Below are 25,820 nucleotides of genomic sequence, written 5' to 3'. Positions count from 1 at the left end.
AGCAACCCTCACAGGTGACCATCGTGCTACTGTGCATGGGGTTGTTTTCGACATTTTTGTTCGAGGCGGCCCGGGACTGACCAGACAGGACTGACCCGATAAGGATGCCGAAGATGTCCGATCTCGCCGACCTCTACCCCGGCTTCGCCTCCGAATGGATCAACACCTCCTTGGGCCGCATCTTCGCCCGCGTCGGCGGCAAGGGGCCGCCGCTGCTGTTGCTGCACGGCTTCTCCGAGACCAACGTGATGTGGCACCGCGTGGCGCCGCAGCTCGCCGACAAGTTCACGCTGATCATCGCCGATCTGCCGGGCTATGGCTGGTCCGACATGCCCGAGAGCGATGCACAGCACATCCCCTACAGCAAGCGCGCGATGGCCAAGGCGATGGTGGAAGCGATGGAGCAGCTCGGCCACGTCCACTTCGCGCTCGCCGGCCACGACCGCGGCGGCCGGGTGTCGTATCGGCTTGCGCTCGACCATCCCGGCCGGCTGTCGAAGCTCGCCGTGCTCGATATCCTGCCGACCTATAATTACTGGGAGCGGATGAACCGCGCCTACGCGCTGAAGATCTATCACTGGACCTTCCTCGCCCAGCCGGCGCCGCTGCCGGAGACGCTGATCTCGGGCAATGGCGAGTTCTTCCTGCGCTTCAAGATGGCGAGCCAGACCAAGTCGAAGACGCTGGACGCCATCGACGAGCGTGCACTCGAACATTACATCGCCCCGTTCCGCGATCCCGCCCGCGTGCATGCGATGTGCGAGGACTACCGCGCCGGCGCCTATTTCGATTACGACCTCGACAAGGCCGATTTCGAAGCCGGCAAGAAGATCACGATTCCCATGCTGGCCTTGTGGGGTGGCGCAGGCATCGCCCAGGCCGCCGCCACGCCGCTCGATACGTGGAAGCAATGGGCGACCAACGTCGACGGCATGCCGGTGGACTCCGGCCATTTCCTCACCGAGGAGAACCCGGACGTCACCGCAAAGGCGCTGCGCGAGTTCTTCGCAGGCTGAACTAAGCTGTCGCGACACACACAACTGTCATCGCCCGGCTTGACCGGGCGATCCAGTACTCCGAGACGGTGGTGGTTGATCGATAGGCCGCGGCGTACTGGATGCCCCGCCTTCGCGGGGCATGACGGCGGAATATGTGAATCTACCGCCGCTCGCGAAAAAAGTCCTTGAGCAGCCGCGCCGCCTCGCTCTCGCCGACCCCGGAATAGACATCCGGCGCATGATGGCAGGTTGGGGATGCAAAGAACCGCACGCCTGATTCCACCGCGCCGCCCTTGGGATCGGCGGCGCCGTAATAGAGCCGCCTGACCCTTGCAAAGGAGATCGCGCCCGCACACATGGTGCAGGGCTCCAGCGTCACGTAGAGGTCGCAGTCGACCAGGCGCTCGCTGCCGATCTTTTTGGCGGCCTCGCGCAGCGCAATGATCTCGGCATGGGCGGTCGGGTCGTAATCAGTCAGCGTCCGGTTCGCCGCGGTCGCGATGACCTCGTAATTGCGGACCACGACGCATCCGATCGGAACTTCGCCCGCCTTTCCGGCATTTTCGGCCGTTTTGAGCGCCAAATCCATGAAAGAGGGGGCTTTCAAGCCTCGTATCATCGCCAGAAACCTGCTAGTAGCTCCGCCTTCAGCAAGAGTGAATACCGGATTTGCCTGAGCATGCGGCTCGAAACGAGCGCGCACAATGCTTTCTGGCCACCCCCTAAGTGAGTTTATTCATGCCTCGCGACAGCGACAAAGACAACGATTCCCGCGGCCGGCGTGATCGAGGCCCGGGCAGGGGTGGCCCGCCCAAGGGCCGGTCCGGCAAGCCGCGTGGCCCTGAGAAGAAATTCGCCAAGCGCGGCCCTGAGGGCAGGAGCGACGCCCGCCCGCCCCGTGGCGACCGCGACAGCCGTCCGCCTCGCGCCGACCGCGGGGATCGTCCGTTCCGCCGCCGCGAGGAGGGCGATGCCCCGCGCCGCGATTTCAGCGACCGTCCGAAGTTCAAGCGCGACGACCGTGGTGGTGAGGAGCGCGGCGAGCGCAGCTTCAAGCCGCGTGGCGACCGCCCGTTCTCGGATCGCGGCGCGCGCGATGGCGAGAAGCGGCCGTTCAAACCGCGCGGTGATCGCCCGTCCTATGGCCGTGACGACCGTCCGCCGCGCAGCCGGGATCGCGACGATTCCCGTCCCGCCGGCCGGTTCGGCGACAAGAAGTTCGGCGACAAGCGGCCCTACGCGCCGCGTGGCGACCGCCCGGAACGCAAGTTCGACGGCGAGCGGAAGTTTTCGCGTGGTGCGCCGGATCGCGAGCGCGACCGTGGGGATCGCAGCGATCGCCCGCGTGACTTCGGTGACCGCCCGCGCGATCGTGGCGAGCGCAGCGATTCAAAGCCGTGGCAGAAGCGCGACGCGGGTCCGCGTGGCGATCGTCCGCCGCGTAAGGACTTCAGCAAGGGTCCGCGCAAGGATTTCGGCGGCCGTGACCGCAGCGAAGACAAGCCCTGGCAGAAGCGCGACGATCGGCAGGGTGGCGGCGATGACCGTCCGCGTTTCTCGCGCTCGCGCGACGATCGCGCGTCCGGCGATCGTCCGTTCCGCGAGCGGCCCAAGTTCGATCGGCCCAAGTTCGATCGTCCGCGCGACGACCGTCCGAAATTCGATCGGCCTCGTCGTGACAGCGATGGCGAACGCGGCGGTGACCGTCCCAAATTCAATCGTCCGCGCGAGCGCTCCGAGGGCCGCTCCGACTGGCACGAGCATCCGCGCAGCGAAGGCCGCTCCGGCGACCGTCCGCGCCGTGAAAACGAGGATGAGAGCAGGATCTTCGAGAAGCGCCCCGCCTTCGGTGGCCGCGGCGCCTATCGTGACCGTGATCGGGATTTCGAGGGCCGTCCGCGCCGTGACGAAGCACCGAAGCCGAAAAAGGCCGGCGAGCGTATCGCAAAAGTGCTGTCGCGTGCGGGCCTCGCCTCGCGCCGCGACGCCGAGGAGATGGTCACGCAGGGGCGCGTCGCCGTCAACGGTCGCGTCATCAATTCGCCGGCGCTCGACATCACCTCGAACGATGTCGTCACTGTCGACGGCAAGCCGTTGCCGGAGCGTGAGCGTACGCGGCTGTTCCTCTACCACAAGCCGCGCGGGCTGATGACGACGCATGACGACCCCGAGGGCCGTCCGACCGTGTTTGACAATCTGCCCGAAGGCCTGCCGCGGCTGATCTCGATCGGCCGGCTCGACTTCAACACCGAAGGCCTGCTGCTGCTCACCAACGACGGCGGGCTCGCGCGTACGCTCGAGTTGCCGGACACCGGCTGGCTGCGCCGCTACCGCGTCCGCGCCCATGGCGACGTCACCCAGGCGCAGCTCGACGAATTGAAGAACGGCATCGAGGTCGAGGGCGTCAAATACGGTCCGATCGAGGCGACGCTGGAGCGCGACCAGGGCGCCAATGTCTGGCTGGTGTTCGCGATCCGCGAAGGCAAGAACCGCGAGGTGCGCAACGTCTGCGCCCATCTCGGGCTCGAGGTGAACCGGCTGATCCGCGTGTCCTATGGACCGTTCCAGCTCGGCGAGGTCCCCGAAGGCCAGGTCGAGGAGATCAAGTCACGCGTGCTGCGCGATCAGCTCGGCGACAAGGTCATCGAGAAGTCGGGCGCGCAGTTCGACGTGCCGAAGAAATCTTCTTCACCCGACGGCGAAGCGCCACGCGAGAAGAAGCCTGCCAGCAAGCGTGACGTGATCAACGATCGCAAGGGCCGCCGCGTGCTGGTACAGCGCACCGGCAGCGAGGAGGCGCGCGAGCGCAACGAGGCCGAGGCCAACGGCTACGGCCCGCCGCGCCGGCCCAAGCGCGGCTATCACGGCAAGCGCGATCTGACGCCGCGGGAGGACTGATTGCGCGTCGTCGGCGGTCGTTTGAAGGGGCGCAATCTCGCCTCACCGTCCTCGCGCGACATCCGCCCCACGGCGGACCGGCTGCGCGAGTCCGTGTTCAACATCCTCGTGCACGCCTATGACGATCCGATCGAGGATGCGCGCGTGCTCGATCTCTTCGCCGGCACCGGTGCGCTCGGCATCGAGGCGTCCTCGCGCGGCGCGAAGTTCACGCTGTTCGTCGACAACGGCGCCGAGGCCCGCGCGCTGCTGCGCAACAATGTCGAGACGCTCGGCCTTGGCGGCGTGACCAAGGTCTATCGCCGCGATGCGACGGATCTTGGCCCTGCGCATCCCGTCGAGCCGTTCTCGCTGGTGTTCCTCGATCCGCCCTATGGCCAAGGATTTGCGGAGAAGGCGCTCGCGAGCTTGCGCGACGGCGGCTGGCTCATGCCGGGCGCGCTGCTCGTGGTGGAAGAGGCGAAGGCTGCGCAGTTCGTGACGCCTGAGGGCTTCGAGGAATTGGAGCGGCGGGCTTATGACGACACGGAGTTCGTGTTTTTGAAGAGGCCGTAGTCTCGCTGCCGTAGGGTGGGCAAAGGCGCAACGCGCCGTGCCCACCAACTTTCTGCGATCGCGGTAGGTGGTGGGCACGCTTCGCTTTGCCCACCCTACGAAGATCATCTCCGCCCGAACAGCTTCTCCACATCGCTCAGCTTCAGCTCGACATAGGTCGGGCGGCCGTGATTGCACTGGCCGGAGTTCGGGGTGTCCTCCATCTCGCGGAGCAGGGCGTTCATCTCCTCCGGCCGCAGCCGGCGGCCGGCGCGCACCGAGCCGTGGCAGGCCATGGTCGCGGCGACGTGCATCAGGCGGCGCTCCAGCGGCAGCGCCTCGTCCCATTCGGCCATGTGCTCGGAGAGATCGCGCAGCAGCCCGCCTGCATTGGTCTTGCCGAGCAGCGACGGCGTCTCGCGCACCGCGACCGCGCCGGGGCCGAAGGACTCGATGGCGAGGCCAAACGATGCGAGCTCTTCGCTGCGCTCCAGCAGGCGCTCCACCGTGGCCTCGTCCATCTCGACGATCTCGGGGATCAGGAGGATCTGCCGTTGCACGCCGTTGGCGGCGAGCGAGGCCTTCAGCCGCTCGTAGACGATGCGCTCATGCGCGGCATGCTGGTCGACGATGATAAGGCCGTCGCGAGTCTGCGAGACGATGTAGGTCTCGTGGATCTGGGTGCGCGCCGCGCCGAGCGGGCGGTCGACGAGGTCGCTGACGGGTTGGGTCTCGATCCGCACGTCCGCACTGGGCGCGCCGACATCGAATGCCGCCTGTGCGCGCTCGGCGAAGACGGGCGCAGCCGATCCGTCGAACGACGGCATCGGTGCGACCGGGGCGGATGGCGAGGCGCGCCAGTCCCAGCTCGCAGGCCGCGGCGTGAAGGCCGGCCGGAACGAGGACAACGCGCTCTCGCCACTGTTGGCGGCCGTGCGCCGGCCCTCGCGCGCGAGCGCGTCCTTCAATCCGTGCACGATCAGCGCGCGCACGAGGCCGGCATTGCGGAAGCGCACCTCGGTCTTGGCCGGATGCACGTTGGCATCGACCTCGCGCGGATCGAGCGTGACGAACAACGCCAGCACCGGATGGCGGTCGCGCGGCAGATAGTCGGCGTAGGCCCCGCGCACGGCGCCGAGGATCAGCTTGTCGCGCACGGGACGGCCGTTGACGAAGAGATATTGCCCGAGCGCGTTCGCCTTGGTCAGCGCCGGCGCCGCGGCATAGCCGGCGACCACGACGCCCTCGCGCTCGGCATGGACCTCGATGGCGTGGCTGCGGAATTCTGCGCCGAGGATATCGCCGAGCCGCGTCAGCCGTCCGGCGGCGCCAGGCAGCGCCGCGGTCCAGGTCACCGGCGCGCGCTCCTCGCCGGCCAGCGTGAAGGCGACGTCGGGCCGCGCCATGGCAAGGCGCCTGACCACCTCACGGATCGCCTCCGCCTCGGTGCGATCGGTCTTTAGGAATTTCAGCCGCGCGGGCGTTGCATAGAAGAGGTCGTTGACCTCGACGCGCGTGCCGTGGGCCAGCGCCGCCGGCATGATCTCGGACTTGTCGCCGCCCTCGACTGACAGCGCCCAGGCATGTGGTTCGCTCGCGTGCCGCGTCGTGATGGAGAGACGCGCGACGGAGCCGATCGAGGGCAGCGCCTCGCCGCGGAACCCGAGCGTGCGGATCTGGAGCAAATCCTCGTCGTCGAGCTTGGAGGTGGCATGGCGTTCGACCGCGAGCGCCAGGTCCTTCGCGGTCATGCCGCCACCGTCATCGGTGATGCCGATCCGCCGCCGCCCGCCGCCATCGGTGAAGACGTCGATCCGGCTGGCGCCGGCATCGATGGCGTTCTCGACCAGTTCCTTGACCACGCTTGCCGGACGTTCGACCACCTCGCCGGCGGCGATGCGGTTGACGATTTGCTCTGGCAGTTGGCGGACGGGCATGGGGCTTTCGATCTGGATTCGCTGACGGCGCTATTCTAGGCCGTGTTGCGTCAAAAGCATGTGTTGGGCAACAGCCGTGTGGCGGCCTGGGGAAGAGGGATGCCTATCACATTGAAGGGATTGGACGTTCGAGAAAATTGCGCAACCGGGACGGAGCGATCGTCCTGCTGCCGTCCTGATTGTGGGGGGCCGGGCAGCGGTGTAGCATCGTGAAAAAATGGCAACAGGACGGGAGGACGCCATGTGCAATTTCTTCGCGCACCAGCCCCAACGCAACTACGAATCCCAGACCCGCTCGTTGCGGATCGGCGGGCACTGCACCTCGATCCGGCTGGAAATGGCGTTCTGGGACACGCTGGAGGAGATCGCGGCCAAGGAGAGCATGAGCGTCGGCAAGTTCCTGACCACGCTCTACAACGAGGTGCTCGACCATCACGGCGAGGTCAATAATTTCGCCTCGCTGCTACGCTGCTCCTGCCTGATCTACCGCTCCCGGAGCGTGACGCAGGTGCAGGATTTCAAGGCAACCGTCGCGCCGATCCTTGATGCGGCCGAGTAGCTTTCCCGACAAAAGTGCGTAGCCCGGATGAAGCGAAGCGCAATCCGGGATTCAGCTCACCCGCGAGCACCCCGGATTATGCTTCGCTCCGTCCGGGCTACGATATTCTCTCCGCCGTCATTGCGAGGAGCCCGCGACAAAATTGCGTAGCAATTTTGCGCTAGTGCGACGAAGCAATCCAGACCGTCACCGCGGCGGGATTCTGGATTGCTTCGCTTCGCTCGCAATGACGGGAGCAGGAAACGGTTTCCTTTGAACCTTCAAATCTCCTTTTTCTGCATCGCCCCCGCAATGTAATCCGCCTGCCGGATCGCGAGTGCGACGATGGTCAGCGTTGGATTGCAGGCCGCCCCGCTGGTGAACTGACTGCCATCCGAGACGAACAGATTCTTGACGTCGTGGCTCTGCCCGAACTTGTTGACCACGCCATCCCGCGGCTTCTCGCTCATCCTGTTGGTGCCGAGATTGTGCGTGCTCGGATAGGGCGGCGTCGGATAGGTCACGGTGGCGCCGACGGCGTCATAGACCGCAGCACCCTGCTTGTAGGCATGTGCGCGCATCGCGAGATCGTTGGGATGGTCGTCGAAATGCACGCTCGCGACCGCTTGCCCGAACTTGTCCTTCACGCTCGGGTCGAGCGTGATGCGGTTGGTTTCCTGCGGCATGTCCTCGCCGACCAGCCACATGCCGGCCATCCTGGGATAGCCGTCGAGCGCTGCGGTGAACGGACGGCCCCAGGCGCCGGGATTGAGGAAGGCCGCCATGAACGGCAAGCCGATCGACAGCGTCTCCATCTCGTAGCCGCCGACGAAGCCGCGCTTCGGATTGTTGGCGGATTCATCACGGATAATGCCGGCCATAGTGGTGCCGCGATACATGTGCACCGACTTCTCGAACACGGCGTAGACGCTGCCGGTCATGTGCCGCATGTAGTTGCGCCCGACCTGGCCCGATGAATTGCCGAGGCCATCGGGGAACATGGTCGAGGCACTGTTCAACAGCAACCGCGGGCTTTCAATCGAGTTGCCGGCCACCGCGACGACGCGCGCCTTCTGGCGCTGCATCGCGCCACTCTCGTCGGCATAGACAACGCCGGTCACCTTGCCGGAGGCGTCGTGCTCGATCTTGACCGCCATGCTGCTCGGCCGCACTTCGAGATTGCCGGTCGCCTCGCCCTTGGGGATCTCGGTGTAGAGCGTCGACCATTTCGCGCCGGATTTGCAGCCCTGGAAGCAGAAGCCGATCTGCTGGCAGGCGCCGCGGCCGTCACGCGGCTGGCTGTTGATGGCCATATTGCCGGTATGCACGGTCTTGTAGCCGAGCTTCTTCGCACCGGCCTCCAGCACCTTGAAATTATTGTTGCCGGGAAGTCCGGGAATGCCGTTGGTGCGGGTCACGCCCATCTTGTTCTCGGCCTTGGCGTACCATGGCTCGATCTCGGCGAGCGTCACCGGCCAGTCCAGCAGGTTCGCGCCGGGCAGGCCGCCGTAGGTGCTCTTCACCTTGAACTCATGCTCGTCGAAGCGCAGCGACGCGCCGGCCCAATGCGTGGTCGAGCCGCCGACCGCCTTGACGATCCAGGCGGGAAGGCCCGAAAAATCCTTGGCGACGCGCCATGTCCCCGACGTGGTGCGGGCATCGGTCCAGGCGAGCTGGGAAAAGCTCTCCCACTCGTCGTTGACGAAATCCTGGTTCTCGATGCGTGGGCCGGCTTCAAGGATGACCACCTTGACGCCCTTCTGCGCGAGCTCGTTGCCCAGCGTGCCGCCGCCGGCACCGGAGCCGACGATCACCACAACGCTGGAGTCGTTCAGATCGAATTTTGCCATATGCGTTCTCCTGAACCGTTGGGTGAGCCTTAAGCCTTCGGCAGCCAGTCGATGTCGGCAAAGCCGCGGTTGATGTAGCCGCCGTGCTCGGCGGAGGAGCCTTCGTAGCCGAACCGCGGCCAGACCTCTTTCTGGTTGTAGAGCGACACGACGAGGTCGCCGCGCACCTTCTGGAAGAAGTCGCTCTGCTCGATCTCCGTCAGCAGCACCACGCGGTCGGCTTCCCATGGCACTTCGGCGTAAGCCACCTTGTGGCGATCCCGCGCGTTCTGATCGAGCCGCGTGATGCCGTCGCTGATCAGAGACTTGACGGCGGGGTCCTTGGCCGCCTTGCCGTCCCACGGCTTGATCGCGGTGATGTAGTAGCTGTCGCCGAGGACGTCGTGCGGATAGATGTCGCGCGCGACCTTCAGCAGCGTCTTCATCGTTGCGGGCGAGAGCGTGCTGGCATCATCCGCCCAGGCATCCTCGATGCTGACGGCGACGCTGGTCGCGACAGCGACGACCGGAACGGCGGTCGCCGCGCCCTTGAGAAAGACGCGGCGGCTGTGCTTGCTTCGACGATCGACTTCTCTCATGGCATTCCTCCGTAGATTTTGTGATTTGGATTTTTGTGATTTTGATCAGCCGAAACGACCCCCTCGCTGGATCACCTCGATCTTGTAGCCATCGGGATCGCTGACGAAGAAGAAGCGCGCCAGCGTCTTGCCGTCGTGCTTGAAGTCGCGCAGCGGTCCCGGTGCGAGCTTCTCGCGCTCGAAGCGGGCATGTTCGGTATCGAGATCGTCGACCACCACGGCAATATGTCCGTAGCCGTCGCCGAGCTGGTACGGCTCCTTGCGATCGAAATTCACCGTCAGCTCCACCTCGAAAGGTGAGGAGGGGTGACGCAGGTAGATCAGGGCAAAGTCCGAAAATTTCAGATGGTCGGCGACCTCCAAGCCGAAGGCGCGCTTGTAGAAGTCGAGCGAGCGGGCCTCGTCGAGCACGCGGATCATGGAATGAACGGGCTTTGCCATTCAGTTCAGCTCCTTCAGGTAGGTGATGATGGCGGCGCGCGTCTCCGGCTTCGCCTGCCGGTAGACCATGGTCACGCCGGGAATGACGGCTTGCGGATTGCTCAGCCAGGCGTCGAGCCTGGTCTCGTCCCAGGCGAAGTCCGCTTTCGACAGCGCCTCTGAGTACTTAAAACCTTCGGTCTTGCCGGCGGGACGGCCAACGACCTTCACCAGTGCGGGGCCTTGCCGCGCCGGTTCTGACAGGTTTGTCGTGTGGCACACCGCGCATTGCTGCTTGAACAGCGTCGCGCCATCCGGCGGCTTGCCGGCCGGCAAGGGCATTTGCGCATCGGCAACCCGCGTCACCAGCACCATCGCGGTGCACAATCCAAGCACGACTGCGCGCATCGCCAAGAATCCGCCCATCCACATCAACGTGCGCAAACTCTAGGCGGCGTCAAAGATGCGGTGGTAGTAGCGGGCTGTTTCGATGCCGCGGAGACACTGGTGACCGCGTGTGTTCCGCAATGCCTTATATGCGGAGCACAATTCCGCGAAACTGCCGTCAAATCCCTAAACGATCACCACACCATGCGCATTGCATGACGATTGCGCCGCTTAAACTCCCTACGCGATGCGATGACCCGGTGCAGGTGAGCGGCGCAGGATGCAGCCGAGCCATTCGTCGCGGAAGAATCCAGGAGAAATGGATGAAGTTGGTGAAGACCTCGATGATCGCATGCGCTCTGTCGGCTCTCATTGCGACGCCGGTTCTCGCGCAAGGCGCGCCACCCGCCAAGACGGGCGGCACCGTGCAAAGCAAACCGATGCAAGGCAGCACAATGGGCAGCGGGGATGAGGAGATGAATGCTCAGCCGGGCGCTGCGGGCGAGAAGACGGGCATGAAGTCGACCAAAGGCACCAGGGGCACGGTCGGCACCACCGGTAGCGCTGCGCATAAGGGAACCGCCGACGATTCCGCGACGGGCGGTGCAGCCCCAGCCAAGCGCTACTAGTCCCGCCGGGGTGAAGCAAGCAGACTCCGGTCGCCCTGCGGCCGGAGTTTTTTTGACTGGGTCTGCTTTGTTAGTCGTCGAAGCGGCCGCCGCCGCGCCCTGCCTTGATGTCGCTGCGGCGCTTCTTGCCGTCGAGCCGGCGCTGCTTGGAGCCAAAGGTCGGCCGCGTGGCGCGGCGCGGCTTCGGCCGTATCATCGCTTCGGTCAGGATCTCGGTGAGCCGGTCGATGGCGTCCTGACGGTTGCGCTCCTGGGTGCGGAAGCGCTGGGCGTGGATCACGATCACGCCGTCCTTGGTCATGCGCTGGCCGGCGATGCGGGCGAGCCGGATCACCGCATCCTCCGGCAGGGTCAGCTTGCGCGTGTCGAAGCGCAGCTGGGCCGAGGTCGAGACCTTGTTGACGTTCTGCCCGCCCGGGCCGGAGGCGCGGACGAAGCCGATCTCGATATCGTCCTCGTCGATGACGAGATCGCGGGATATCCGCAGCATGATGGCACCATTCGTGATGTCCGGACATATCGCGGACGTCCACGTTCGGCAATGGCGCATCCTGGAAACGCAAATGGCCGGGCGAGCCCGGCCATTTCAGGAAATGTCAGGGGACGTCAGTTCGACTTCGTCGCCGGTGCCGCGGCCGGTTGCGCGGCGGCCTGTGGGGCGCGGCCGACGACCACGGTCAGGAGGCCCTGGCCCCAGAGGCGCTTGGCGGCCGCCTTGGCGTCGTCCAGTGTCACCGCATCGACGATGGCGTTTCGCTTCTCGATATAGTCGATCGGCAGCTTGTCCTGCTGGTATTGCAGCAGCGCCTGCGCGAGCTTCGAGGAGGTATCCAGCGCCAGCATCTGCGAGCCCTTGAGGTAGGACTTGGCTTCGTCGAGCTCCTTCTGCGTCGGGCCCTCCTCGGCGATGCGGCGCACTTCCTTGTCGATGGCGTCGATGGTGTCGCCGGCACGGTCGGCGCGGGTGCCGGTGTTGCCGATGAAGACCGCCGAATGCTCCATCCAGAGCAGCGATTCGAACACGGAATAAGCCAGCCCGCGCTTCTCGCGTACCTCGCGATAGAGCCGGGAGGACAATCCGCCGCCGCCCAGGATGTGGTTGACGACATAGGCGGCCATGAAGTTCGGATCGTTGCGCTTCACGCCGGGGCCGCCGAAGGTGATCACGGTCTGCGGCACGTCGAGCGGCACGAAGGCGCGCTGCGGCGGTTTTGCCGCCTCGACGTCGGCGACCGGCGTGAGATTGGCTTTTGCGGGCAGGCTACCAAAAGTGTGGTCGAGCAGCTTGCCGAGGGTGGCCGGATCGACGTCGCCGACCACCGCGATCTTCAGCCCGTCCTTCGCAATCACGCGGCCGACATAATCCTTCATGTCGGCGACCGTGATGGTCGGCACGCTGTCCAGCGTGCCATTGGTCTGCCGGCCATAGGGATGGTCGCCGAACGCGACCTCCAGGAATTTTCGGCTCGCCAGCGAGGACGGATTGGTGGTCTCGCGGCGCAGGCCCGAGATCACCTGTGAGCGGATGCGCTCGACGTCGGCGGTGTCGAAATGCGGCGAGGTCAGCGCGCTCCTGAGCAGGTCGAAGGCCTCGTCCTTGTTGTCGCGCAGCATCCGCAGGCTGCCGCGGAACGTATCGCGGGTGGCGCTGAAGGAGAGCTCGATGGCGCGGCGGTCGAGCCGCTCATGGAAGGTCTTGGAGTCGAGATCGCCGGAGCCTTCGTCGAGGAGATCACCGACCAGATTGGCGACGCCGGACTTGTCCTTGGGATCCTGCGCCGAGCCGCCGGCAAAGGAATATTCCATGGCGATCAGCGGCACCGTCGCATCCTGTACGAACCAGGCTTCGATGCCGCCCGGCGAAGTCAGGTGCTGGATCTTTGCGGCCGCCTGAGACGGCGACACCGTAGCCAGCGCGAGTGCCGCGCCGGTGGCAAGCGAGAATGCAACGCGTCGAAGGAAGGGATAGGTCACGAACGCTTCTCCTCACGCTTGGCGGCACTGGTGTCCTTGATCAGATAGCCCGTCACCGATCGCTTCTTCTCGAGCCATTTCTGCGCGACAGTGCGAACCTGCTCGGCGGTGACCGCGCGAATGCGGTCGGGCCAGCTCCTGATGTCCTCGATCGAAAGGCCCGTGGTCAGCGCGCCGCCATACCAGCGCGCCAGCACCGCCTGGTTGTCCTGGGCGTAGATCGCTTCCGCAATGAGCTGGGTCTTGACCCGCTCGAGGTCCTCGGCGCGGATCGGGTTCTGCGCGATGTCGGCGATGACGCCGTCGACCACTTGCTCGACATCGGCAAAGCTGACGCCCGGTTTCGGCGAGGCCGAGATCGCGAACTGGGTCGGGTCGAGCGAGATGCTCGAATAGCTGGCGCTGGCGGACACCGCGAGCGGCTTGTCGACCACGAGCGCGCGGTAGAGATAGGAATTGCTGCCGCTGCCCATCAGCTGCGCCAGCACGTCGAGGGCGGCGCTTTCACCGGCCGCGGCGGTGGTCGCCGACGGTACGAGATAATAGCGGCGCAGGCCCGGCTGCTCGACGCGCGGGTCGGCCAGCGTGACCGTGCGCGGCGCCGCCGGCTCCGGCTCCTGCGGACGGATGCGCCGCTCCGGGATCGCGGGCTGGGCCGGAATGGAGCCGAAATTCCGCTCGACCAGCGGGCGGATGTCGGCGGCTTCCACGTCGCCGGCGATCACGAGGATCGCGTTGTTCGGCGCGTAGAAGCGGCGGTAGAAGGCGAGCGCATCCTCGCGGTCGAGCTTCTCGATCTCCTGGTGCCAGCCGATCACCGGCCGGCCGTAGGGATGATTGAGATAGAGCGCGGCCATGATCTGCTCGTTGAGCCGCGCGTCCGGATTGTTGGCGACCCGCATGTTGTACTCTTCGAGCACGACGTCGCGCTCGGGCAGCACGTTCTCGTCCTTAAGGATCAGGCCGGTCATGCGATCGGCCTCGAACTCCATCATGGTCGGCAGCTGCTCTTTCGGCACGCGCTGGTAGTAGTTGGTGTAGTCGACCGAGGTCGAGGCGTTCTCGTTGCCGCCGACGCGGAGCACGGTCTGGGAGAATTCGCCGACCGGATGCTTCGAGGTGCCCTTGAACATCAGATGTTCGAGGAAGTGCGCGAGCCCGGACTTGCCCGGCGTCTCGTCGGCCGAGCCGACCTTGTACCAGATCATCTCCGTGACCACGGGCGTGCGGTGGTCCGGGATCACCACGACCTGCATGCCGTTGGCGAGCGTGAAGCTGGCGGGCGGGGCCGACGTCACCGTGGTCTGGGCGAGGGCGGCGCTGGCTGAGAGGACACTCGTCGAAAGCAGCGCGGCAAGGAGGCAGGCGGCCGATCGGTAAGAGGACATCATAATCCTTATGAAAAGGCCGAACCCGGATGTCCGGCTCGGAGGCACGGCATGCTACACCGTGCGGCTGAGGCTTCGCGTCACGAAGCAGAGAACTCAACGCGGTGGCAAGTTACTGATAAGCAATATGCAGACTGCGTCCGGCGTGCGTAAGCCGCCGGTGCCAGGATGCGCCTGTCAGGATGTCGCGGTGGGGCAGGAGCGCTATTATTCCTTTTCCTTGCCCGACATGATGTCGAAATAGGTCCGGCGCGACTTGTCCGGCCCTGCGCCATAGGCGTAGTTCGGCGAGGGGGTCTGGTAGCCCGGCGGCGGCTCGACCAGCGACGAACGCGGCGGCTCACTGGTGAATTTCTTCTCTTCGGAGCTGTTGCCGCCCTTCATCATGTTCCAGAGACCGCCGGCGTAGCCGAGTTCGGCGGGACTGAGCGACGGGTTGCCGTTGGTGCCCGGCTGGATCGGGTCATTGCTTGTACGGGGGGCTGCGGCGACCTCGCCGGCCTTCATCTCGGCGGGCGTCAGCGGTTGGGCCGCCTGCCAGTTCTCCGTCGCCTTGGTCGCCTTCTTGCGCGCTGCGATGGCTTCCTTGCGGCGCTTCTCTTCGGGGTCCTTCGGCCAGTTCGGAGCATTCTTGGCCTGGGTTGCCGGAGGCGGCAGGTCGAGCTTGGGCGGCACGACGAGCGGCGAGCGCTCGCGGTATTCGATGCCGGGCTTTTCCATGCTCTTGGCACCGATGCCGGACATCAGATTGTCGATGATCTTCTCTTCGAAGGTCATCCCGTCATCATCATCGTCGTCGTCACCGGCACGGACCGGGCCTGCCGTCATGACGAGGCCGATGCCGAGCGCGACAGCGGACAATTTCAACGCCCGCCAGAACCCCGCTTTGGGGTCTCGAACCATCGAACCGCTGGTCTCGGAGCTGCGCATCACTGTACCTGTTCCATATTGTGGCAGATTGCTGCACTTTGCCGCTCGCACGCGGCCAATCCTCGCAAAACGCAGGGTTCCACCTGCCGGTCCGTATCGGCCGGGATCAGGGCGCTTTTGCGGCGGGTACCCCCAGGAAGGAATCATACAATAGCGCCGCCACCCCGACAACGATGGCCACGTCCGCGAGGTTAAACACATACCAATTATAGGTATTTCCGCCGATCTCGATGTGGAACAGGGCGAAATCGACCACCGCGCCGTAGGCGAAGCGGTCGATGCCGTTGCCGATCGCGCCGCCGATGATCAGCCCGAGTGCGACCGTGGCGAGCAGGGTGTGCGAGCGGGCCATCCAGATGGCGAGGGCGACCACGGCGACGACCTTGACCGCCATCAGCGCGATCTGCGCCGACTGGCCGTCGTTCTGGAGCCAGCCGAAGCTGATGCCGATGTTCCAGGCCAGCACCAGGTCGAAGAACGGCGTCACCTTCACCACGCCACGGCGGGCGAGGTCGAACACGTTCAGGAGCCACAGCTTTGAGGCCTGATCGGCCACCAGCGTGACCACGGCCGCGAGGATGCCGGCGCGAAGCGGGGTCATGGCCGGGGATCAGACCCCCACCCCCAGCGCCTTCCATTCGCGCAGCGCCTGGGCGTCGCGCGGGGTGACGTCGGGGTATTCAGGGTCTTCACCGACCATAGGCGAGATCTTCCAGGAGCGGGCGCATTTGGTGCCCACGGCCTTCTCGACGACGACCGCGACGCCGGGCACGGCATCGAGACGGAACGCGCCCGCAGGCGCCTCGCCCTCACGCACCTCGTAGTTCGAGGTGATGCAGACCTCGGCGAGATCGGTGTCGAACAGCGTCGCCAGCATGTCGCGGTCGGCGACATAGATCACCGGTGAGGCCTCGAGCGACGAGCCGATGTTCTTGGCGGCACGTTCGAGCTCCAGCGCGCCGGTCACGACGCGGCGGACGTTGCGGATCGTCTCCCATTTCGCGGCGAGTTTGTCGTCGCGGAGCTTCTCGATGCCTTCGGGAAACAGGGTCAGATGGACGGAAGGCTCCGCGTTCGGCCGGAACATGCGCCAGGCTTCCTCGGTCGTGAAGCTCAGGATCGGCGCGAGCCATTTCAGGAGGGCATCGCACAACAGGTCGATCGTGGTGAGCGCGGCCTTGCGCGCCGGCGACGACGGCGGGTCGCAATAGAGCGTGTCCTTGCGGATATCGAAGTAGAACGCCGACAGCTCGGAGTTCATGAAGGCTGCCAAGCTCGCGACCACGGTCTTGTAGTCGAAGGCGGCATAGGCCTTGCGAACGGTTTCGGCATGGCCGGCCAGTTCGTGCAGCATCAGCCGCTCGAGCTCGGGCATCTCGGCATAGGCGACCTTCTCGCTCGCCTTGAAGTGATGCAGCGTACCGAGCATCCAGCGGATCGAGTTGCGCAGCTTGCGATAGGTCTCGATGGTGTTCTTCAGGATCTCCGGGCCGATGCGCTGGTCGTCGGCATAGTCGGTGGCGCAGACCCACAGGCGCAGGATGTCCGCGCCCGAATCCTTGATCACCTTCTGCGGCTCGACGGTGTTGCCGAGCGACTTCGACATCTTGCGGCCGTTCTCGTCGAGCGTGAAGCCGTGGGTGAGCACGATGTCGTAGGGCGCGCGGCCCCGCGTGCCTGCGCTTTCCAGCAGCGAGGAATGAAACCAGCCGCGATGCTGGTCGCTGCCTTCCAGATACATCACGGTGTCGTTGCCGCCGTCGATCTTGCGGACGATGTTGCCGAGCTGCGGGAAGTTCTGGCGATCCTCGAGCACGAAGGCGTGCGTGGAGCCCGAATCGAACCAGACGTCGCAGATGTCGTCGACCTTCTTCCAGTCCTCGCTCGCGCGGGACCCGAGGAAGCGCTCGCGGGCGCCGTCCATGTACCAGGCGTCGGCGCCTTCCTCCATGAAGGCTTCGGCGATGCGCTGGTTGACGATCTCGTCCTGCAGGATCTCTGCCGAGCCGTTGCTCTTCTCGCGCACGAACACGGCGATCGGCACGCCCCAGGCGCGCTGGCGCGAGATCACCCAGTCCGGACGATTGGCGATCATGCCGTTGATGCGGTTCTCGCCCGACGGCGGCACCCATTGCGTGACCGAGATCGCGTGCAGCGCGCGGGCGCGCAGCGTGTCGCCCTTCTTCGCATGGCCGTCATCGCTGATGTCCTTGTCCATCGCGATGAACCATTGCGGCGTGTTGCGGAAGATCACCGGCTTCTTCGAGCGCCAGGAGTGCGGATATTGATGCTTGAGGCGGCCGCGCGCGAGCAGCTTGCCGCCCTCGATCAGCGCCTTGATCACGGCCTCGTTGGCATCGCCCTTCTCGCCCTTGTCGTTGAGCACGCGCTTGCCGGTGAAGCCGGGGGCCTGCGCGGTGTAGGCGCCGTTCTCGTCGACGGTGTAGGGGATCGCGGTCGGGATGCCGCGCGCATCGAGCTCGCGGGTGTTGGCCGTCCAGACGTCGAAGTCCTCGCGGCCGTGGCTCGGCGCGGTGTGCACGAAGCCGGTGCCGGTGTCGTCGGTGACATGCTCGCCGGCGAGCAACGGCACGATGAACTCGTAACCGCCACCGAACCCGCGCAGGGGATGGGCGCATTCCACGGCGTCCAGCGTGTCGCCGGGAATGTCGCGCACCTTCTCATAGGACGTGACGCGCGCCTGCTTGAACACTTCTGCGGCGAGCGCATCGGCCAGGATCAGGAGATCGCCGGTCTTGGCCCAGTTGTCGGCGGGCGCATCCGTCACCTTGTAGAGTCCGTAGGCGATTTTCGGCGAGAACGAGATCGCGCGGTTGCCGGGCAGCGTCCAGGGCGTGGTGGTCCAGATCACGACCGAGGCACTGGCAAGTGCGCCATGCGCCGGTGACGTGACGGGAAACTTCACCCACACCATGTCGGAGGTGTAGTCCTCGTACTCGACCTCGGCTTCCGCAAGCGCGGTCTTCTCGACCACGCTCCACATCACCGGCTTGGAGCCGCGATACAGCGTGCCGTTGGCCGCGAACTTCATCAGCTCGCGGGCGATCTGCGCTTCGGCCGGATAGCTCATCGTCTGATAGGGATGATCCCAGTCGCCGATGATGCCGAGCCGCTTGAACTCCTCGCGCTGCACGTTGATCCAGTGCGTCGCATAGGCGCGGCATTCCTTGCGGAACGCCACCATCGCGGCGGAGTCGCGGAAGTCGGGCTTCTGCTTGCCCTTCTTGCGGTAGTTCTCCTCCTCGATCTTCCATTCGATCGGCAGGCCGTGGCAGTCCCAGCCCGGCACGTAATTGGAGTCGAAGCCGAGCATCTGCTGGCTCTTGGTCACGACGTCCTTGAGGATCTTGTTCAGCGCGTGCCCGATATGGATGTTGCCGTTGGCGTAGGGCGGGCCGTCATGCAGCACGAATTTGGCGCGGCCCTGGGCTTCCCGGCGCAGCTTGTCGTAGAGGCCGATGTCGTTCCAGTACTTCAGCAGTTCCGGCTCGCGCTGCGGCAGGCCGGCGCGCATCGGGAAATCCGTCTGCGGCAAATAAAGGGTCTTGGAATAGTCTTTGGCGTCGGACTTTTGCGGCTTTTCGGACATGGGGCTGACTGGCTCGGAAGGGCGCGGAAACGGATAGCGACTGGAATCGCGGGGTGAAACGACGAAATCCCGGTCTTGCGCCGAGCCTTCAGGCTCAGGCGGAAGCCGGGCCGCTAATCCCTATGATGCGCCGCGCAAACATGGGCTCTCCATAGCAGGGGCCCAAGGGAAGCGCAAAAGGTAGAAGCGCAAAAGGTTCGGCGGGCCGGATTTGGGCCTCAATCGATCACGCCAAGCCGCGGAAACGCGTCCGGGGCGGCGGCCAGCACGGCGCGGGCGCGGGCGGAATCGTCGTCCATCTGGCGGATCAGGGCCTCCAGGCTGTCGAATTTCAGCTCCTCGCGGATGAAGCCGACGAAGGCGCAGTCGAGCGCTTGTCCGTAGAGGTCGCCCTTGAAGTCGAACAGGAAGATTTCCAGCAGCGGCGCGCCATTATCAAAGGTCGGACGGCGGCCGAAGCTTGCCACCCCGTCCAGCCGCTCGGCGCCGCGGCCGACCCGCACCGCATAGATGCCGTGCTTGAGGCCGCAATTGGCATCGAGGCGGATGTTGGCGGTGGGATAGCCGAGGTCGCGGCCGCGCTTCTCGCCGTGGATCACCTCGCCGGTGATGAACCAGGGCGCGCCCAGCATGGTGGTGGCCTCGTCGATGAGGCCCTCGGCGAGCGCGATCCGGATGGCGCTGGAGGAGACCGGCCGCTCGTCGATGTCGACATGGGCCTGCACGTCAACCTCGATGCCGAGTCGAGGCGCCTCGTTGACCAGGAGGCTCGGCGAGCCGACGCGACCCTTGCCGAAATGGAAGTCGTAGCCGACCGCGATGCCGCTGACGCCGAGGCGTCCGATCAGGTCATGGTGAATGAAGTCTTGCGCGCTGGTCCCGGCCCTGGCCTTGTCGAAGGTCATGACCACGGCGCCGGCGAGCCCGGTGCCGGCTAAAAGCCGCAACTTGGCCGGCTCGTCCGTCAGGCGGAATTGCGGGGTGTTCGGGCTGAAAAACCGGCGCGGATGCGGCTCGAAGGTCAATGCCAGCGCAGGGCGGCCATGCGCCCGGCCCATCTCCAGGGCGGCTGCGATCACCGCACGATGGCCGAGATGAACGCCGTCGAAATTGCCCATGGCGACCACGGCGCCCCGCAAAACCGCGGAATCCGGCGTTGTGTCGCGGATAACGGTAAAATGCGGGACCATCAGGGGAATTCTCGAAGCGGCAGGACCGGCGGACCGTGGCTTGACCGACCGGACGAAGTCAAGCGGCAGGGGAGCGGCCGCATTGAACGTGATTTCAGTCCTTCGGAGGCGCTCCCAGTTAACGCGCTGTTTAACGCCTTGGTGCTAGTCCTTGAAATGTGGAACAGCGGGGCTCCGGCTCCGGTGGGTCCGATCGTAATATTTCCTGGGTTTGCGTTGGGGGAGTCGAGATGGCGGTTGATTTGTCGATGTCGGTTCTGGTGGTTGATGACTACAGCACCATGATCCGTATCATCAGGAATCTCCTGAAGCAGCTTGGCTTCGAGAATATCGATGATGCAAGCGACGGTTCGGCGGCGCTGAACAAGATGCGTGGCAAGAAGTACGGGCTCGTGATTTCCGATTGGAACATGGAGCCGATGACGGGTTACGACCTGCTGCGCGAAGTGCGCGCGGATCCGAACCTCGCCACCACGCCTTTCATCATGATCACTGCGGAATCGAAGACCGAGAACGTGATCGCGGCCAAGAAGGCCGGCGTGAACAACTACATCGTCAAGCCGTTCAACGCGGCGACGCTGAAGACCAAGATCGAAGCGGTCTTCCCGGACATGGCGAGCGCGTAAGCGCCGCCAGACCGCATAACAGCTCTCTATAGAGATCGTCATGCCCGGGCTTGTCCCGGGCATCCACGTTCTTGGATCCTGCAAATGAAGACGTGGATGGCCGGGGCGTAGGCGAGCGGAAGCGACGCCGTCCTTCGGACGGCTAAGCCCGGCCATGACGGCATTTGGGTCTAAGCAATTGGTCTAAGCCCGCAGCACCTGCGTGGGCTCCACCGTCACCACTTCAATTCGCGCATCAGCGCCTTCGGCGGGTGGCCGAACAACTCCATCACCGAATTCGGGTCGAGCTGGTCGAGGCCCTCGAACTCCTCGGCATGGATGCCGCGGGTGACGAACAGGCAGTCGATGCCGAATTCGCGCGCGCCGGTGAGGTCGGTGCGGACGGAATCGCCGATCGCCAGCACCTTTTTCCGGTCGATCATGTGGCCCTGGCGCTCGCCGGCGAGCATCATCGCGCGCTCGTAGATCGGGCGATGCGGCTTGCCGTAGAAGATCACCTCGCCGCCGAGTTCGCGATAGAGTTCCGCGATCGCGCCGGCGCAATAGATCAGCCGGTCGCCGCGCTCCACCACGATATCGGGGTTGGCACAGACCAGCGTCAGCTTGCGCTCGCGCGCCTTCAGCATCATGCCGCGATAGTCTTCCGCCGTCTCGGTCTCGTCGTCATAGAGGCCGGTGCAGACGATGTAGTCGGCTTCTTCCAGCGGCGCGGTCGTCGCATCGAGGCCGCGATAGATCGAGTTGTCGCGCTCGGGTCCGAGCCAGAACATCTTGCGGCCGGGATGCTCGGCGACATAGAGCCGCGTCAGGTCGCCCGACGAGACGATCGCGTCATAGGTCTCGTCCGCGACGCCGAGCTTGCGCAATTGCCGTTGGACGGAGTCGGCCGGGCGCGGGGCATTGGTGATCAGGATCACCGTACCGCCGCGGCTGCGATAGGTGTGCAGCGCCTCGCAGGCCTCGGGGAAGGATTCCAGGCCGTTGTGAACCACGCCCCAGATGTCGCTGAGCACAACGTCAACGCCGCCCACGAGCTCGCGCAGGCTTTCGGCGAAATGCAGCGTGGTCATGATGCGTGCGGCCGATCAGATCCGGCGCGCGAGCGCCGCGTTGCCGGTGATACGTTGGGCTGGAGGCGCTGAAGACGTGGCGCCTGGGCTGGGAGAAGCGGAGCCATTGGATCCCTGAATTTCCTGCGCCGGGTTCGGCGAGGCCCCGCCGGTAGCAGATGCCCCTTCAGGCCGCAATGGCCGGGGCGGCGCGAACAGGAACCCCTGACCGAACCGCACGTCAAAGTCGAGCAAATCGACCACTGCGCGCTCGCCCTCGATCCGTTCGGCGATCAGGTCGATGCCGAAGCGGCCGAGCAGGTCGGAGAGGTCGGAAGGGTGGATGTCCGAGGTCGAGGCCTGCCTGGGGTCGAGCAGGAGGGACGCCGGCACCTTGATGAAGCGCACGCCGCGATCGGCGAGCTCGCGCGGCTCGATCCTGAGGTCAGTGACATGGTCGATCGAGAAGCGGAAACCGCGCTGGGCGAGCGCCGCGAGGTTCTCGGTCTCGGCCGGGCCGAGATTGCGGAAGGTCGACTGCTTGAACTCCAGCACCAGCGAGGGCGCCAGCGCCCGGTTGGCTTCGAGGAAGTCGAGGCACTGCGCGAAGGTGGTGGAATTGCCGAGCGTGGAGGCCGCGACGTTGCAGAACACGCCGACATCCTTGTTGCGCACCATCAGGCGCCGCAGCACCTGCACACAGCGCAGCATCACCATGTTGTCGATGCGTCCGATCAGACCCGAGGCTTCGGCGATGCTGATGAATTCCTCGGCGGCGATCAGCTGGTCGCGCTCGTCGCGCAGGCGCGTCACGGCTTCGTAGAACCGCACCTTGCGCTGCGGCAGCGTCACCATCGGCTGGAGGAAGATGTCGATGCGGTTCTCGTCGATGGCGTTGCGCAGTGTCGCCAGTAACTGGGTCGGGTTGCGGCCATTGGCCGTCTGAACCGGAACGGCGGTGTGGGTCTGGATCGCCGGCGTTGGCCGCGGCGGCGGTGCGGGCAGCGGCGGAGGGGCGGCCGGCCGCTCCTCGAAGGCCGCAATCAGGTCGAGCGGCGCCTCCGGCTCTGGCCGGGCGACCGGAGCGGGGGCGGGGGTCGGCGCGGCCCCGGCCAAGAGGTCTTCATGGGCTGACACGGTGGTGGCGAGCTGCCTGACCAGCCCACCGAGCTCGTTGATCTCGCCGACCACTGACTGGATGCGGTCGGAGTTGGTCGAATTGGCCGAGGCGATGCGCCCCTCCATCGCCGCGAGCCGGCGGCCGAACTCGGCGACCTGGCGGGCGAGGTCGGCGGTGCCGCGCGAGAGGTCGGCGATCTGGCCGCCGACGTCACTGCGGTCGCGCAGCCGCATCGAGACCGCGTTGTAGAGGATCAGGAAGGTCAGCGCGGTCAGCGCCACGATGGCGGATTCGGTTCCGCTGATGCCGGCGACCGAGTAGAGGACAAGCCCGAGCGAGGCCGCGACCAGAACCATGCAGATGGCGATGAAGATCGTCGAAATGCGAATCATGCCGCGCGTTACGCCTCAAAGAGCTGACTGCCTCATCCGGGAAAACACGGGTCAGTGTGCGAACCCGTCACGCCTCATGCTCCCCCAAGCAAGGCGACCTTAACATCATTGTTGATTCGAGGGGATAGCGGCCTGTTCGCGGCGCCGGAGCATGATCCGGAAAAGTGTGTAGCGGTTTTCCCTCGCGACAAACGCGGAACGCGTTTGCGCGGAGATCATGCTCGGGCAGTCTAGGTCAGGCCGGCCCGGCGAAAGCCTTCGAGGTAGTGCTCGCGGTCGGCGGCGAGCTTGATCGGCATGAACTCGGCGATCCAGGCGAGCGAGACGTTGGGCTGGGCACGCTGGAGTTCCTTCAGCGCCGCGCGGGCGGTCTCGGTTTGCCCGGCCATCGCCGCGGCCGCGGTCAGCACCCGGTGCCCGCCGACGAAGTCACTGCGCTGGCGCAGGGCCTCCTGTGCGAGCCGGATCGCCTCCGCATAGTCCCTGCCGAGGAAACGGGCAAAGGCGGCGATGCCGAAATAGACGGGTGCATAGGGGTCGCGCGGGCTGAGGCGGATCGCCCGCCGCGCGGCCTCGTCGGCATCCCGCCAGCGGCCGCAATAGCTAAGCGTCAGGCCATAATAGCCCTGCGCCAGCGCAAAGTTCGGATTGAGCCGCAGCGCGGTCTCGAATTCGGCAAGTGAATCCTCGAACCGGCGTGCGAACAGATCGACATGGCCGAGCGCATTATGCGCCCAGGCATCCTGGTCGTCGGCGCGGATCGCGGCCCGTGCCGCGCGCTCGGCCACCGGCAGCGCCGCGGCCATCTCCATCCAGCCCATATGCGCCGTGAACATGTAGCTGGTGCCGAGCAGCCCGAGTGCCTTGCCGTAGTTCGGGTCGAGCGCGATGGCCTTTTCGAGCAGGGCTCGCGCCGCGACGTGGTCCTGCCGCGTCACGCGCCAGTAATGGGAGAGGGCGCGCATCAGAAGGTCCCAGGCGTCCAGGCTGTCGGGCGGCTTGCGCTCGGCGCGAAAATTCTCCGCGGCATAGAGCTGCGGCTCGATCGCTGCGACGATGCGTTCGGTGATCTCGTCCTGTACGGCGAAGACGTCGGCGAGCTCGCGGTCGTAGCGTTCGGCCCAGAGATGGCTGCCGGTGGCGACATCGTTGAGCTGCGCGGTGATGCGGACGCGATCGCCCTCCTTGCGGACGCTGCCCTCGACGACATAGCGCACGCCGAGCTCCTCGGCGACCTGCCGCAGGTGAACCGTGCGGCCCTTGTAGATGAAGGAGGAGTTGCGCGCGATCACGAAGAACCAGCGCAGCTTCGACAGCGCGGTGATGATGTCCTCGCTGATGCCGTCGGAGAAATAATCCTGCTCGGCCTCGCCGCTCATGTTGGTGAAGGGCAGGACGGCAATTGCGGGACGATCGGGCAGTGGCAATTCCGTCGGTATTGCGTCGGGCGGCTTGCCCGGCGCCGACGATGAGCCTGCTACGGAGCGTTCGGTCACTTCGCCGACGAACCGCACGCCCTTGCGCGCGACTGTGCGGATCAGCCGCTGATCTTCGCCATTGTCATTGACCGCGCGCCGCGCCGCGTTGATCCGGCTGGTCAGCGTCGATTCCGAGACGACGCGGCCGTTCCAGATCGCGTCGAGCAGATTGTCCCGCGTCACCACGCGCTCGCGGTTGCGGACCAGATAAAGCAGGAGATCGAACACCTGGGGCTCGAGCGCGACGAGCGTCTCCGCCCGCCGCAATTCGCGGCGCGCGGGGTCGAGCACGAAATCTTCGAAATGAAATGTCACGCCGCCCTCGGCTCGCGCGGGGAAATCAAGGTGTTCTCAGCGTAAAATAACGCCACTCTCAAGGCCAGCGAGCCGCATGCGCCCTATCGTCCCGGCGTCTTCAACCGCAGGAGAATTGCCATGTCGACATCCGCCGCGCTCAAGCCGGCCCTCGCCCAGCCCGATCTCGCCGCCGTCAAGCAGCGCCAGCACAGCGCCTGGTCATCCGGCGACTATGCCATTGTCGGCACCACCTTGCAGATCGTCGGCGAGCAACTCTGCGAGGCGCTCGACTTGCGCGCCGGCAGCAAGGTGCTTGATGTCGCCGCCGGCAACGGCAATGCGACGCTGGCCGCCGCGCGGCGCTGGTGCGACGTCACATCGACCGATTATGTTCCCGCGTTGCTCAAGCGGGGACGCGAACGGGCCGCGGCGGAGCATCTGATGGTCGAATTCCGTGAAGCGGATGCCGAAGCGCTGCCGTTTGCGGATGCCAGCTACGACGTCGTGCTCTCGACCTTCGGCGTCATGTTCACGCCGGATCAGGACAAGGCGGCGTCCGAGCTCGCGCGGGTCTGCAAGTCCGGCGGCAAGATCGGCCTCGCCAACTGGACGCCCCAGGGCTTCATCGGTCAGCTCTTCAAGACCATCGGCAGGCATTTGCCGCCGCCAGCGGGCGTGAAGTCGCCGGCCTTGTGGGGCACGCCGGCACGGCTTGAGGAGATGTTCGGCAGCCAAGCCTCCGAGATCGCCGCCGAGCCGCGCATGTTCGCCTTCCGCTATCGCTCGCCGGAGCACTGGCTCGAGGTTTTCAAATCCTATTACGGGCCGATGCTGAAAGCGTTCGTGGCGCTGGAGGAGACCGGCCAGGCCGCGCTGCGGCGCGATCTCATGGCGCTGCTCGGCGAATTCAACCGTGCCGACGACGGTACGGTGGTGGTGCATAGCGAGTATCTGGAGGTCGTGATCAGCAAGCGCTGAATTGCCGTCGTGATCCGGT

General features: G+C 65.5%; 23 protein-coding genes. 7 read left to right on the top strand and 16 right to left on the bottom strand.

Annotated features, from left to right (window positions below; translation table 11 throughout):
• The first annotated feature begins 113 nt into the window (after nucleotides 1-113).
• On the top strand, nucleotides 114-1,016 hold the full coding sequence (locus AB7290_RS37425) for an alpha/beta fold hydrolase (RefSeq protein WP_085403434.1): 903 nt from the start codon (nucleotides 114-116) through the stop codon (nucleotides 1,014-1,016).
• Between the two features lie 142 nt (nucleotides 1,017-1,158).
• Here the strand turns inward: AB7290_RS37425 and AB7290_RS37420 are convergent, their stop codons facing one another.
• Nucleotides 1,159-1,617 (bottom strand): nucleoside deaminase, encoded by a 459-nt coding sequence (locus AB7290_RS37420; protein ID WP_071909524.1) that lies wholly within the window; start codon nucleotides 1,615-1,617, stop codon nucleotides 1,159-1,161.
• Between the two features lie 119 nt (nucleotides 1,618-1,736).
• On the opposite strand from AB7290_RS37420, the gene AB7290_RS37415 reads away from it, so the two are divergent.
• Both AB7290_RS37415 and rsmD read left to right on the top strand, forming a co-directional pair.
• Complete coding sequence (locus tag AB7290_RS37415) at nucleotides 1,737-3,896, top strand: pseudouridine synthase (RefSeq protein WP_085403358.1); 2,160 nt, start codon at nucleotides 1,737-1,739, stop codon at nucleotides 3,894-3,896.
• Nucleotides 3,897-4,451 carry a 16S rRNA (guanine(966)-N(2))-methyltransferase RsmD gene (gene rsmD, locus AB7290_RS37410; RefSeq protein ID WP_085403357.1) on the top strand — a complete coding sequence of 185 codons (555 nt, stop codon included), beginning with the start codon at nucleotides 3,897-3,899 and terminating at the stop codon, nucleotides 4,449-4,451.
• Between the two features lie 104 nt (nucleotides 4,452-4,555).
• Here rsmD and mutL read toward each other — a convergent pair whose 3' ends face one another.
• The gene (mutL, locus tag AB7290_RS37405; protein ID WP_135214811.1) at nucleotides 4,556-6,367 is read right to left on the bottom strand and encodes a DNA mismatch repair endonuclease MutL; all 1,812 of its coding nucleotides are present in this window, start codon (nucleotides 6,365-6,367) and stop codon (nucleotides 4,556-4,558) included.
• A gap of 241 nt (nucleotides 6,368-6,608) precedes the next feature.
• Here mutL and AB7290_RS37400 point away from each other — a divergent pair, with 241 nt between their 5' ends.
• Nucleotides 6,609-6,926 (top strand): ribbon-helix-helix domain-containing protein, encoded by a 318-nt coding sequence (locus AB7290_RS37400; RefSeq protein WP_085403355.1) that lies wholly within the window; start codon nucleotides 6,609-6,611, stop codon nucleotides 6,924-6,926.
• A 260-nt stretch (nucleotides 6,927-7,186) separates the two neighbouring features.
• Here the strand turns inward: AB7290_RS37400 and AB7290_RS37395 are convergent, their stop codons facing one another.
• Genes AB7290_RS37395 through AB7290_RS37380 form a run of 4 tightly spaced genes read right to left on the bottom strand, consistent with a single transcriptional unit; the run spans nucleotide 7,187 to nucleotide 10,161 of the window.
• Nucleotides 7,187-8,755, bottom strand: coding sequence for a GMC family oxidoreductase (locus AB7290_RS37395; RefSeq protein ID WP_085403354.1), 1,569 nt, complete (start codon nucleotides 8,753-8,755; stop codon nucleotides 7,187-7,189).
• Between the two features lie 29 nt (nucleotides 8,756-8,784).
• Nucleotides 8,785-9,333, bottom strand: coding sequence for a hypothetical protein (locus AB7290_RS37390; RefSeq protein ID WP_063985596.1), 549 nt, complete (start codon nucleotides 9,331-9,333; stop codon nucleotides 8,785-8,787).
• Nucleotides 9,334-9,378: 45 nt separating this feature from the next.
• Nucleotides 9,379-9,774 (bottom strand): VOC family protein, encoded by a 396-nt coding sequence (locus AB7290_RS37385; RefSeq protein ID WP_085403353.1) that lies wholly within the window; start codon nucleotides 9,772-9,774, stop codon nucleotides 9,379-9,381.
• Nucleotides 9,775-10,161 (bottom strand): c-type cytochrome, encoded by a 387-nt coding sequence (locus tag AB7290_RS37380; RefSeq protein ID WP_085403433.1) that lies wholly within the window; start codon nucleotides 10,159-10,161, stop codon nucleotides 9,775-9,777. It lies immediately after the preceding gene.
• A 302-nt stretch (nucleotides 10,162-10,463) separates the two neighbouring features.
• Here AB7290_RS37380 and AB7290_RS37375 point away from each other — a divergent pair, with 302 nt between their 5' ends.
• Nucleotides 10,464-10,769 carry a hypothetical protein gene (locus tag AB7290_RS37375; protein ID WP_085403352.1) on the top strand — a complete coding sequence of 102 codons (306 nt, stop codon included), beginning with the start codon at nucleotides 10,464-10,466 and terminating at the stop codon, nucleotides 10,767-10,769.
• Nucleotides 10,770-10,839: 70 nt separating this feature from the next.
• Here the strand turns inward: AB7290_RS37375 and arfB are convergent, their stop codons facing one another.
• From arfB to AB7290_RS37340, 7 genes are all read right to left on the bottom strand, one after another.
• Entirely contained in the window at nucleotides 10,840-11,259 is a 420-nt protein-coding gene (gene arfB / locus AB7290_RS37370; RefSeq protein ID WP_063985592.1) for an alternative ribosome rescue aminoacyl-tRNA hydrolase ArfB, read from the bottom strand.
• A gap of 116 nt (nucleotides 11,260-11,375) precedes the next feature.
• Complete coding sequence (locus AB7290_RS37365) at nucleotides 11,376-12,743, bottom strand: M16 family metallopeptidase (protein WP_085403351.1); 1,368 nt, start codon at nucleotides 12,741-12,743, stop codon at nucleotides 11,376-11,378.
• The gene (locus AB7290_RS37360) at nucleotides 12,740-14,134 is read right to left on the bottom strand and encodes a M16 family metallopeptidase (RefSeq protein WP_420480971.1); all 1,395 of its coding nucleotides are present in this window, start codon (nucleotides 14,132-14,134) and stop codon (nucleotides 12,740-12,742) included. Before AB7290_RS37360 ends, AB7290_RS37365 begins: the two co-directional genes overlap by 4 nt.
• 204 nt (nucleotides 14,135-14,338) lie before the next feature.
• Nucleotides 14,339-15,061, bottom strand: a complete 723-nt coding sequence (locus AB7290_RS37355; protein ID WP_085403350.1) for a hypothetical protein — start codon at nucleotides 15,059-15,061, stop codon at nucleotides 14,339-14,341.
• A gap of 106 nt (nucleotides 15,062-15,167) precedes the next feature.
• The gene (lspA, locus tag AB7290_RS37350) at nucleotides 15,168-15,662 is read right to left on the bottom strand and encodes a signal peptidase II (RefSeq protein ID WP_085403349.1); all 495 of its coding nucleotides are present in this window, start codon (nucleotides 15,660-15,662) and stop codon (nucleotides 15,168-15,170) included.
• A 9-nt stretch (nucleotides 15,663-15,671) separates the two neighbouring features.
• Nucleotides 15,672-18,671, bottom strand: a complete 3,000-nt coding sequence (gene ileS / locus AB7290_RS37345; RefSeq protein WP_135214812.1) for an isoleucine--tRNA ligase — start codon at nucleotides 18,669-18,671, stop codon at nucleotides 15,672-15,674.
• A gap of 218 nt (nucleotides 18,672-18,889) precedes the next feature.
• Nucleotides 18,890-19,861, bottom strand: a complete 972-nt coding sequence (locus AB7290_RS37340) for a bifunctional riboflavin kinase/FAD synthetase (protein WP_085403347.1) — start codon at nucleotides 19,859-19,861, stop codon at nucleotides 18,890-18,892.
• 230 nt (nucleotides 19,862-20,091) lie between these two features.
• Between AB7290_RS37340 and AB7290_RS37335 the strand changes: the two genes are divergently transcribed.
• Nucleotides 20,092-20,487, top strand: coding sequence for a response regulator (locus AB7290_RS37335; RefSeq protein ID WP_007596883.1), 396 nt, complete (start codon nucleotides 20,092-20,094; stop codon nucleotides 20,485-20,487).
• Nucleotides 20,488-20,702: 215 nt separating this feature from the next.
• Here AB7290_RS37335 and AB7290_RS37330 read toward each other — a convergent pair whose 3' ends face one another.
• From AB7290_RS37330 to AB7290_RS37320, 3 genes are all read right to left on the bottom strand, one after another.
• On the bottom strand, nucleotides 20,703-21,557 hold the full coding sequence (locus tag AB7290_RS37330) for a TIGR01459 family HAD-type hydrolase (RefSeq protein WP_063985586.1): 855 nt from the start codon (nucleotides 21,555-21,557) through the stop codon (nucleotides 20,703-20,705).
• A 15-nt stretch (nucleotides 21,558-21,572) separates the two neighbouring features.
• Nucleotides 21,573-23,048 (bottom strand): EAL domain-containing protein, encoded by a 1,476-nt coding sequence (locus AB7290_RS37325; protein ID WP_063985585.1) that lies wholly within the window; start codon nucleotides 23,046-23,048, stop codon nucleotides 21,573-21,575.
• 230 nt (nucleotides 23,049-23,278) lie between these two features.
• Nucleotides 23,279-24,841, bottom strand: a complete 1,563-nt coding sequence (locus AB7290_RS37320; RefSeq protein WP_085403346.1) for a winged helix-turn-helix domain-containing tetratricopeptide repeat protein — start codon at nucleotides 24,839-24,841, stop codon at nucleotides 23,279-23,281.
• A gap of 120 nt (nucleotides 24,842-24,961) precedes the next feature.
• Between AB7290_RS37320 and AB7290_RS37315 the strand changes: the two genes are divergently transcribed.
• The gene (locus tag AB7290_RS37315) at nucleotides 24,962-25,801 is read left to right on the top strand and encodes a class I SAM-dependent methyltransferase (RefSeq protein ID WP_063985583.1); all 840 of its coding nucleotides are present in this window, start codon (nucleotides 24,962-24,964) and stop codon (nucleotides 25,799-25,801) included.
• Nucleotides 25,802-25,820: the final 19 nt, after the last annotated feature.

Source organism: Bradyrhizobium sp. 613_E4_N2_2, assembly GCF_052075995.1.
GTDB classification, from domain to species: domain Bacteria; phylum Pseudomonadota; class Alphaproteobacteria; order Rhizobiales; family Xanthobacteraceae; genus Bradyrhizobium; species Bradyrhizobium barranii.
The sequence above is the reverse complement of the archived record's forward strand: the minus strand, read 5'-3'. Positions and strand labels throughout refer to the sequence as shown.

Bases quoted from the DNA above. Each gene is read 5' to 3' on its own strand.
- AB7290_RS37425 (WP_085403434.1), top strand. From the start codon at position 114: ATGTCCGATCTCGCCGACCTCTACCCCGGCTTCGCCTCCGAATGGATC.
- AB7290_RS37420 (WP_071909524.1), bottom strand. From the start codon at position 1,617: ATGATACGAGGCTTGAAAGCCCCCTCTTTCATGGATTTGGCGCTCAAA.
- AB7290_RS37415 (WP_085403358.1), top strand. From the start codon at position 1,737: ATGCCTCGCGACAGCGACAAAGACAACGATTCCCGCGGCCGGCGTGAT.
- mutL (WP_135214811.1), bottom strand. From the start codon at position 6,367: ATGCCCGTCCGCCAACTGCCAGAGCAAATCGTCAACCGCATCGCCGCC.
- AB7290_RS37400 (WP_085403355.1), top strand. From the start codon at position 6,609: ATGTGCAATTTCTTCGCGCACCAGCCCCAACGCAACTACGAATCCCAG.
- AB7290_RS37395 (WP_085403354.1), bottom strand. From the start codon at position 8,755: ATGGCAAAATTCGATCTGAACGACTCCAGCGTTGTGGTGATCGTCGGC.
- AB7290_RS37390 (WP_063985596.1), bottom strand. From the start codon at position 9,333: ATGAGAGAAGTCGATCGTCGAAGCAAGCACAGCCGCCGCGTCTTTCTC.
- AB7290_RS37385 (WP_085403353.1), bottom strand. From the start codon at position 9,774: ATGGCAAAGCCCGTTCATTCCATGATCCGCGTGCTCGACGAGGCCCGC.
- AB7290_RS37380 (WP_085403433.1), bottom strand. From the start codon at position 10,161: ATGCGCGCAGTCGTGCTTGGATTGTGCACCGCGATGGTGCTGGTGACG.
- AB7290_RS37375 (WP_085403352.1), top strand. From the start codon at position 10,464: ATGAAGTTGGTGAAGACCTCGATGATCGCATGCGCTCTGTCGGCTCTC.
- arfB (WP_063985592.1), bottom strand. From the start codon at position 11,259: ATGCTGCGGATATCCCGCGATCTCGTCATCGACGAGGACGATATCGAG.
- AB7290_RS37360 (WP_420480971.1), bottom strand. From the start codon at position 14,134: ATGATGTCCTCTTACCGATCGGCCGCCTGCCTCCTTGCCGCGCTGCTT.
- AB7290_RS37355 (WP_085403350.1), bottom strand. From the start codon at position 15,061: ATGCGCAGCTCCGAGACCAGCGGTTCGATGGTTCGAGACCCCAAAGCG.
- lspA (WP_085403349.1), bottom strand. From the start codon at position 15,662: ATGACCCCGCTTCGCGCCGGCATCCTCGCGGCCGTGGTCACGCTGGTG.
- ileS (WP_135214812.1), bottom strand. From the start codon at position 18,671: ATGTCCGAAAAGCCGCAAAAGTCCGACGCCAAAGACTATTCCAAGACC.
- AB7290_RS37340 (WP_085403347.1), bottom strand. From the start codon at position 19,861: ATGGTCCCGCATTTTACCGTTATCCGCGACACAACGCCGGATTCCGCG.
- AB7290_RS37335 (WP_007596883.1), top strand. From the start codon at position 20,092: ATGGCGGTTGATTTGTCGATGTCGGTTCTGGTGGTTGATGACTACAGC.
- AB7290_RS37330 (WP_063985586.1), bottom strand. From the start codon at position 21,557: ATGACCACGCTGCATTTCGCCGAAAGCCTGCGCGAGCTCGTGGGCGGC.
- AB7290_RS37325 (WP_063985585.1), bottom strand. From the start codon at position 23,048: ATGATTCGCATTTCGACGATCTTCATCGCCATCTGCATGGTTCTGGTC.
- AB7290_RS37315 (WP_063985583.1), top strand. From the start codon at position 24,962: ATGTCGACATCCGCCGCGCTCAAGCCGGCCCTCGCCCAGCCCGATCTC.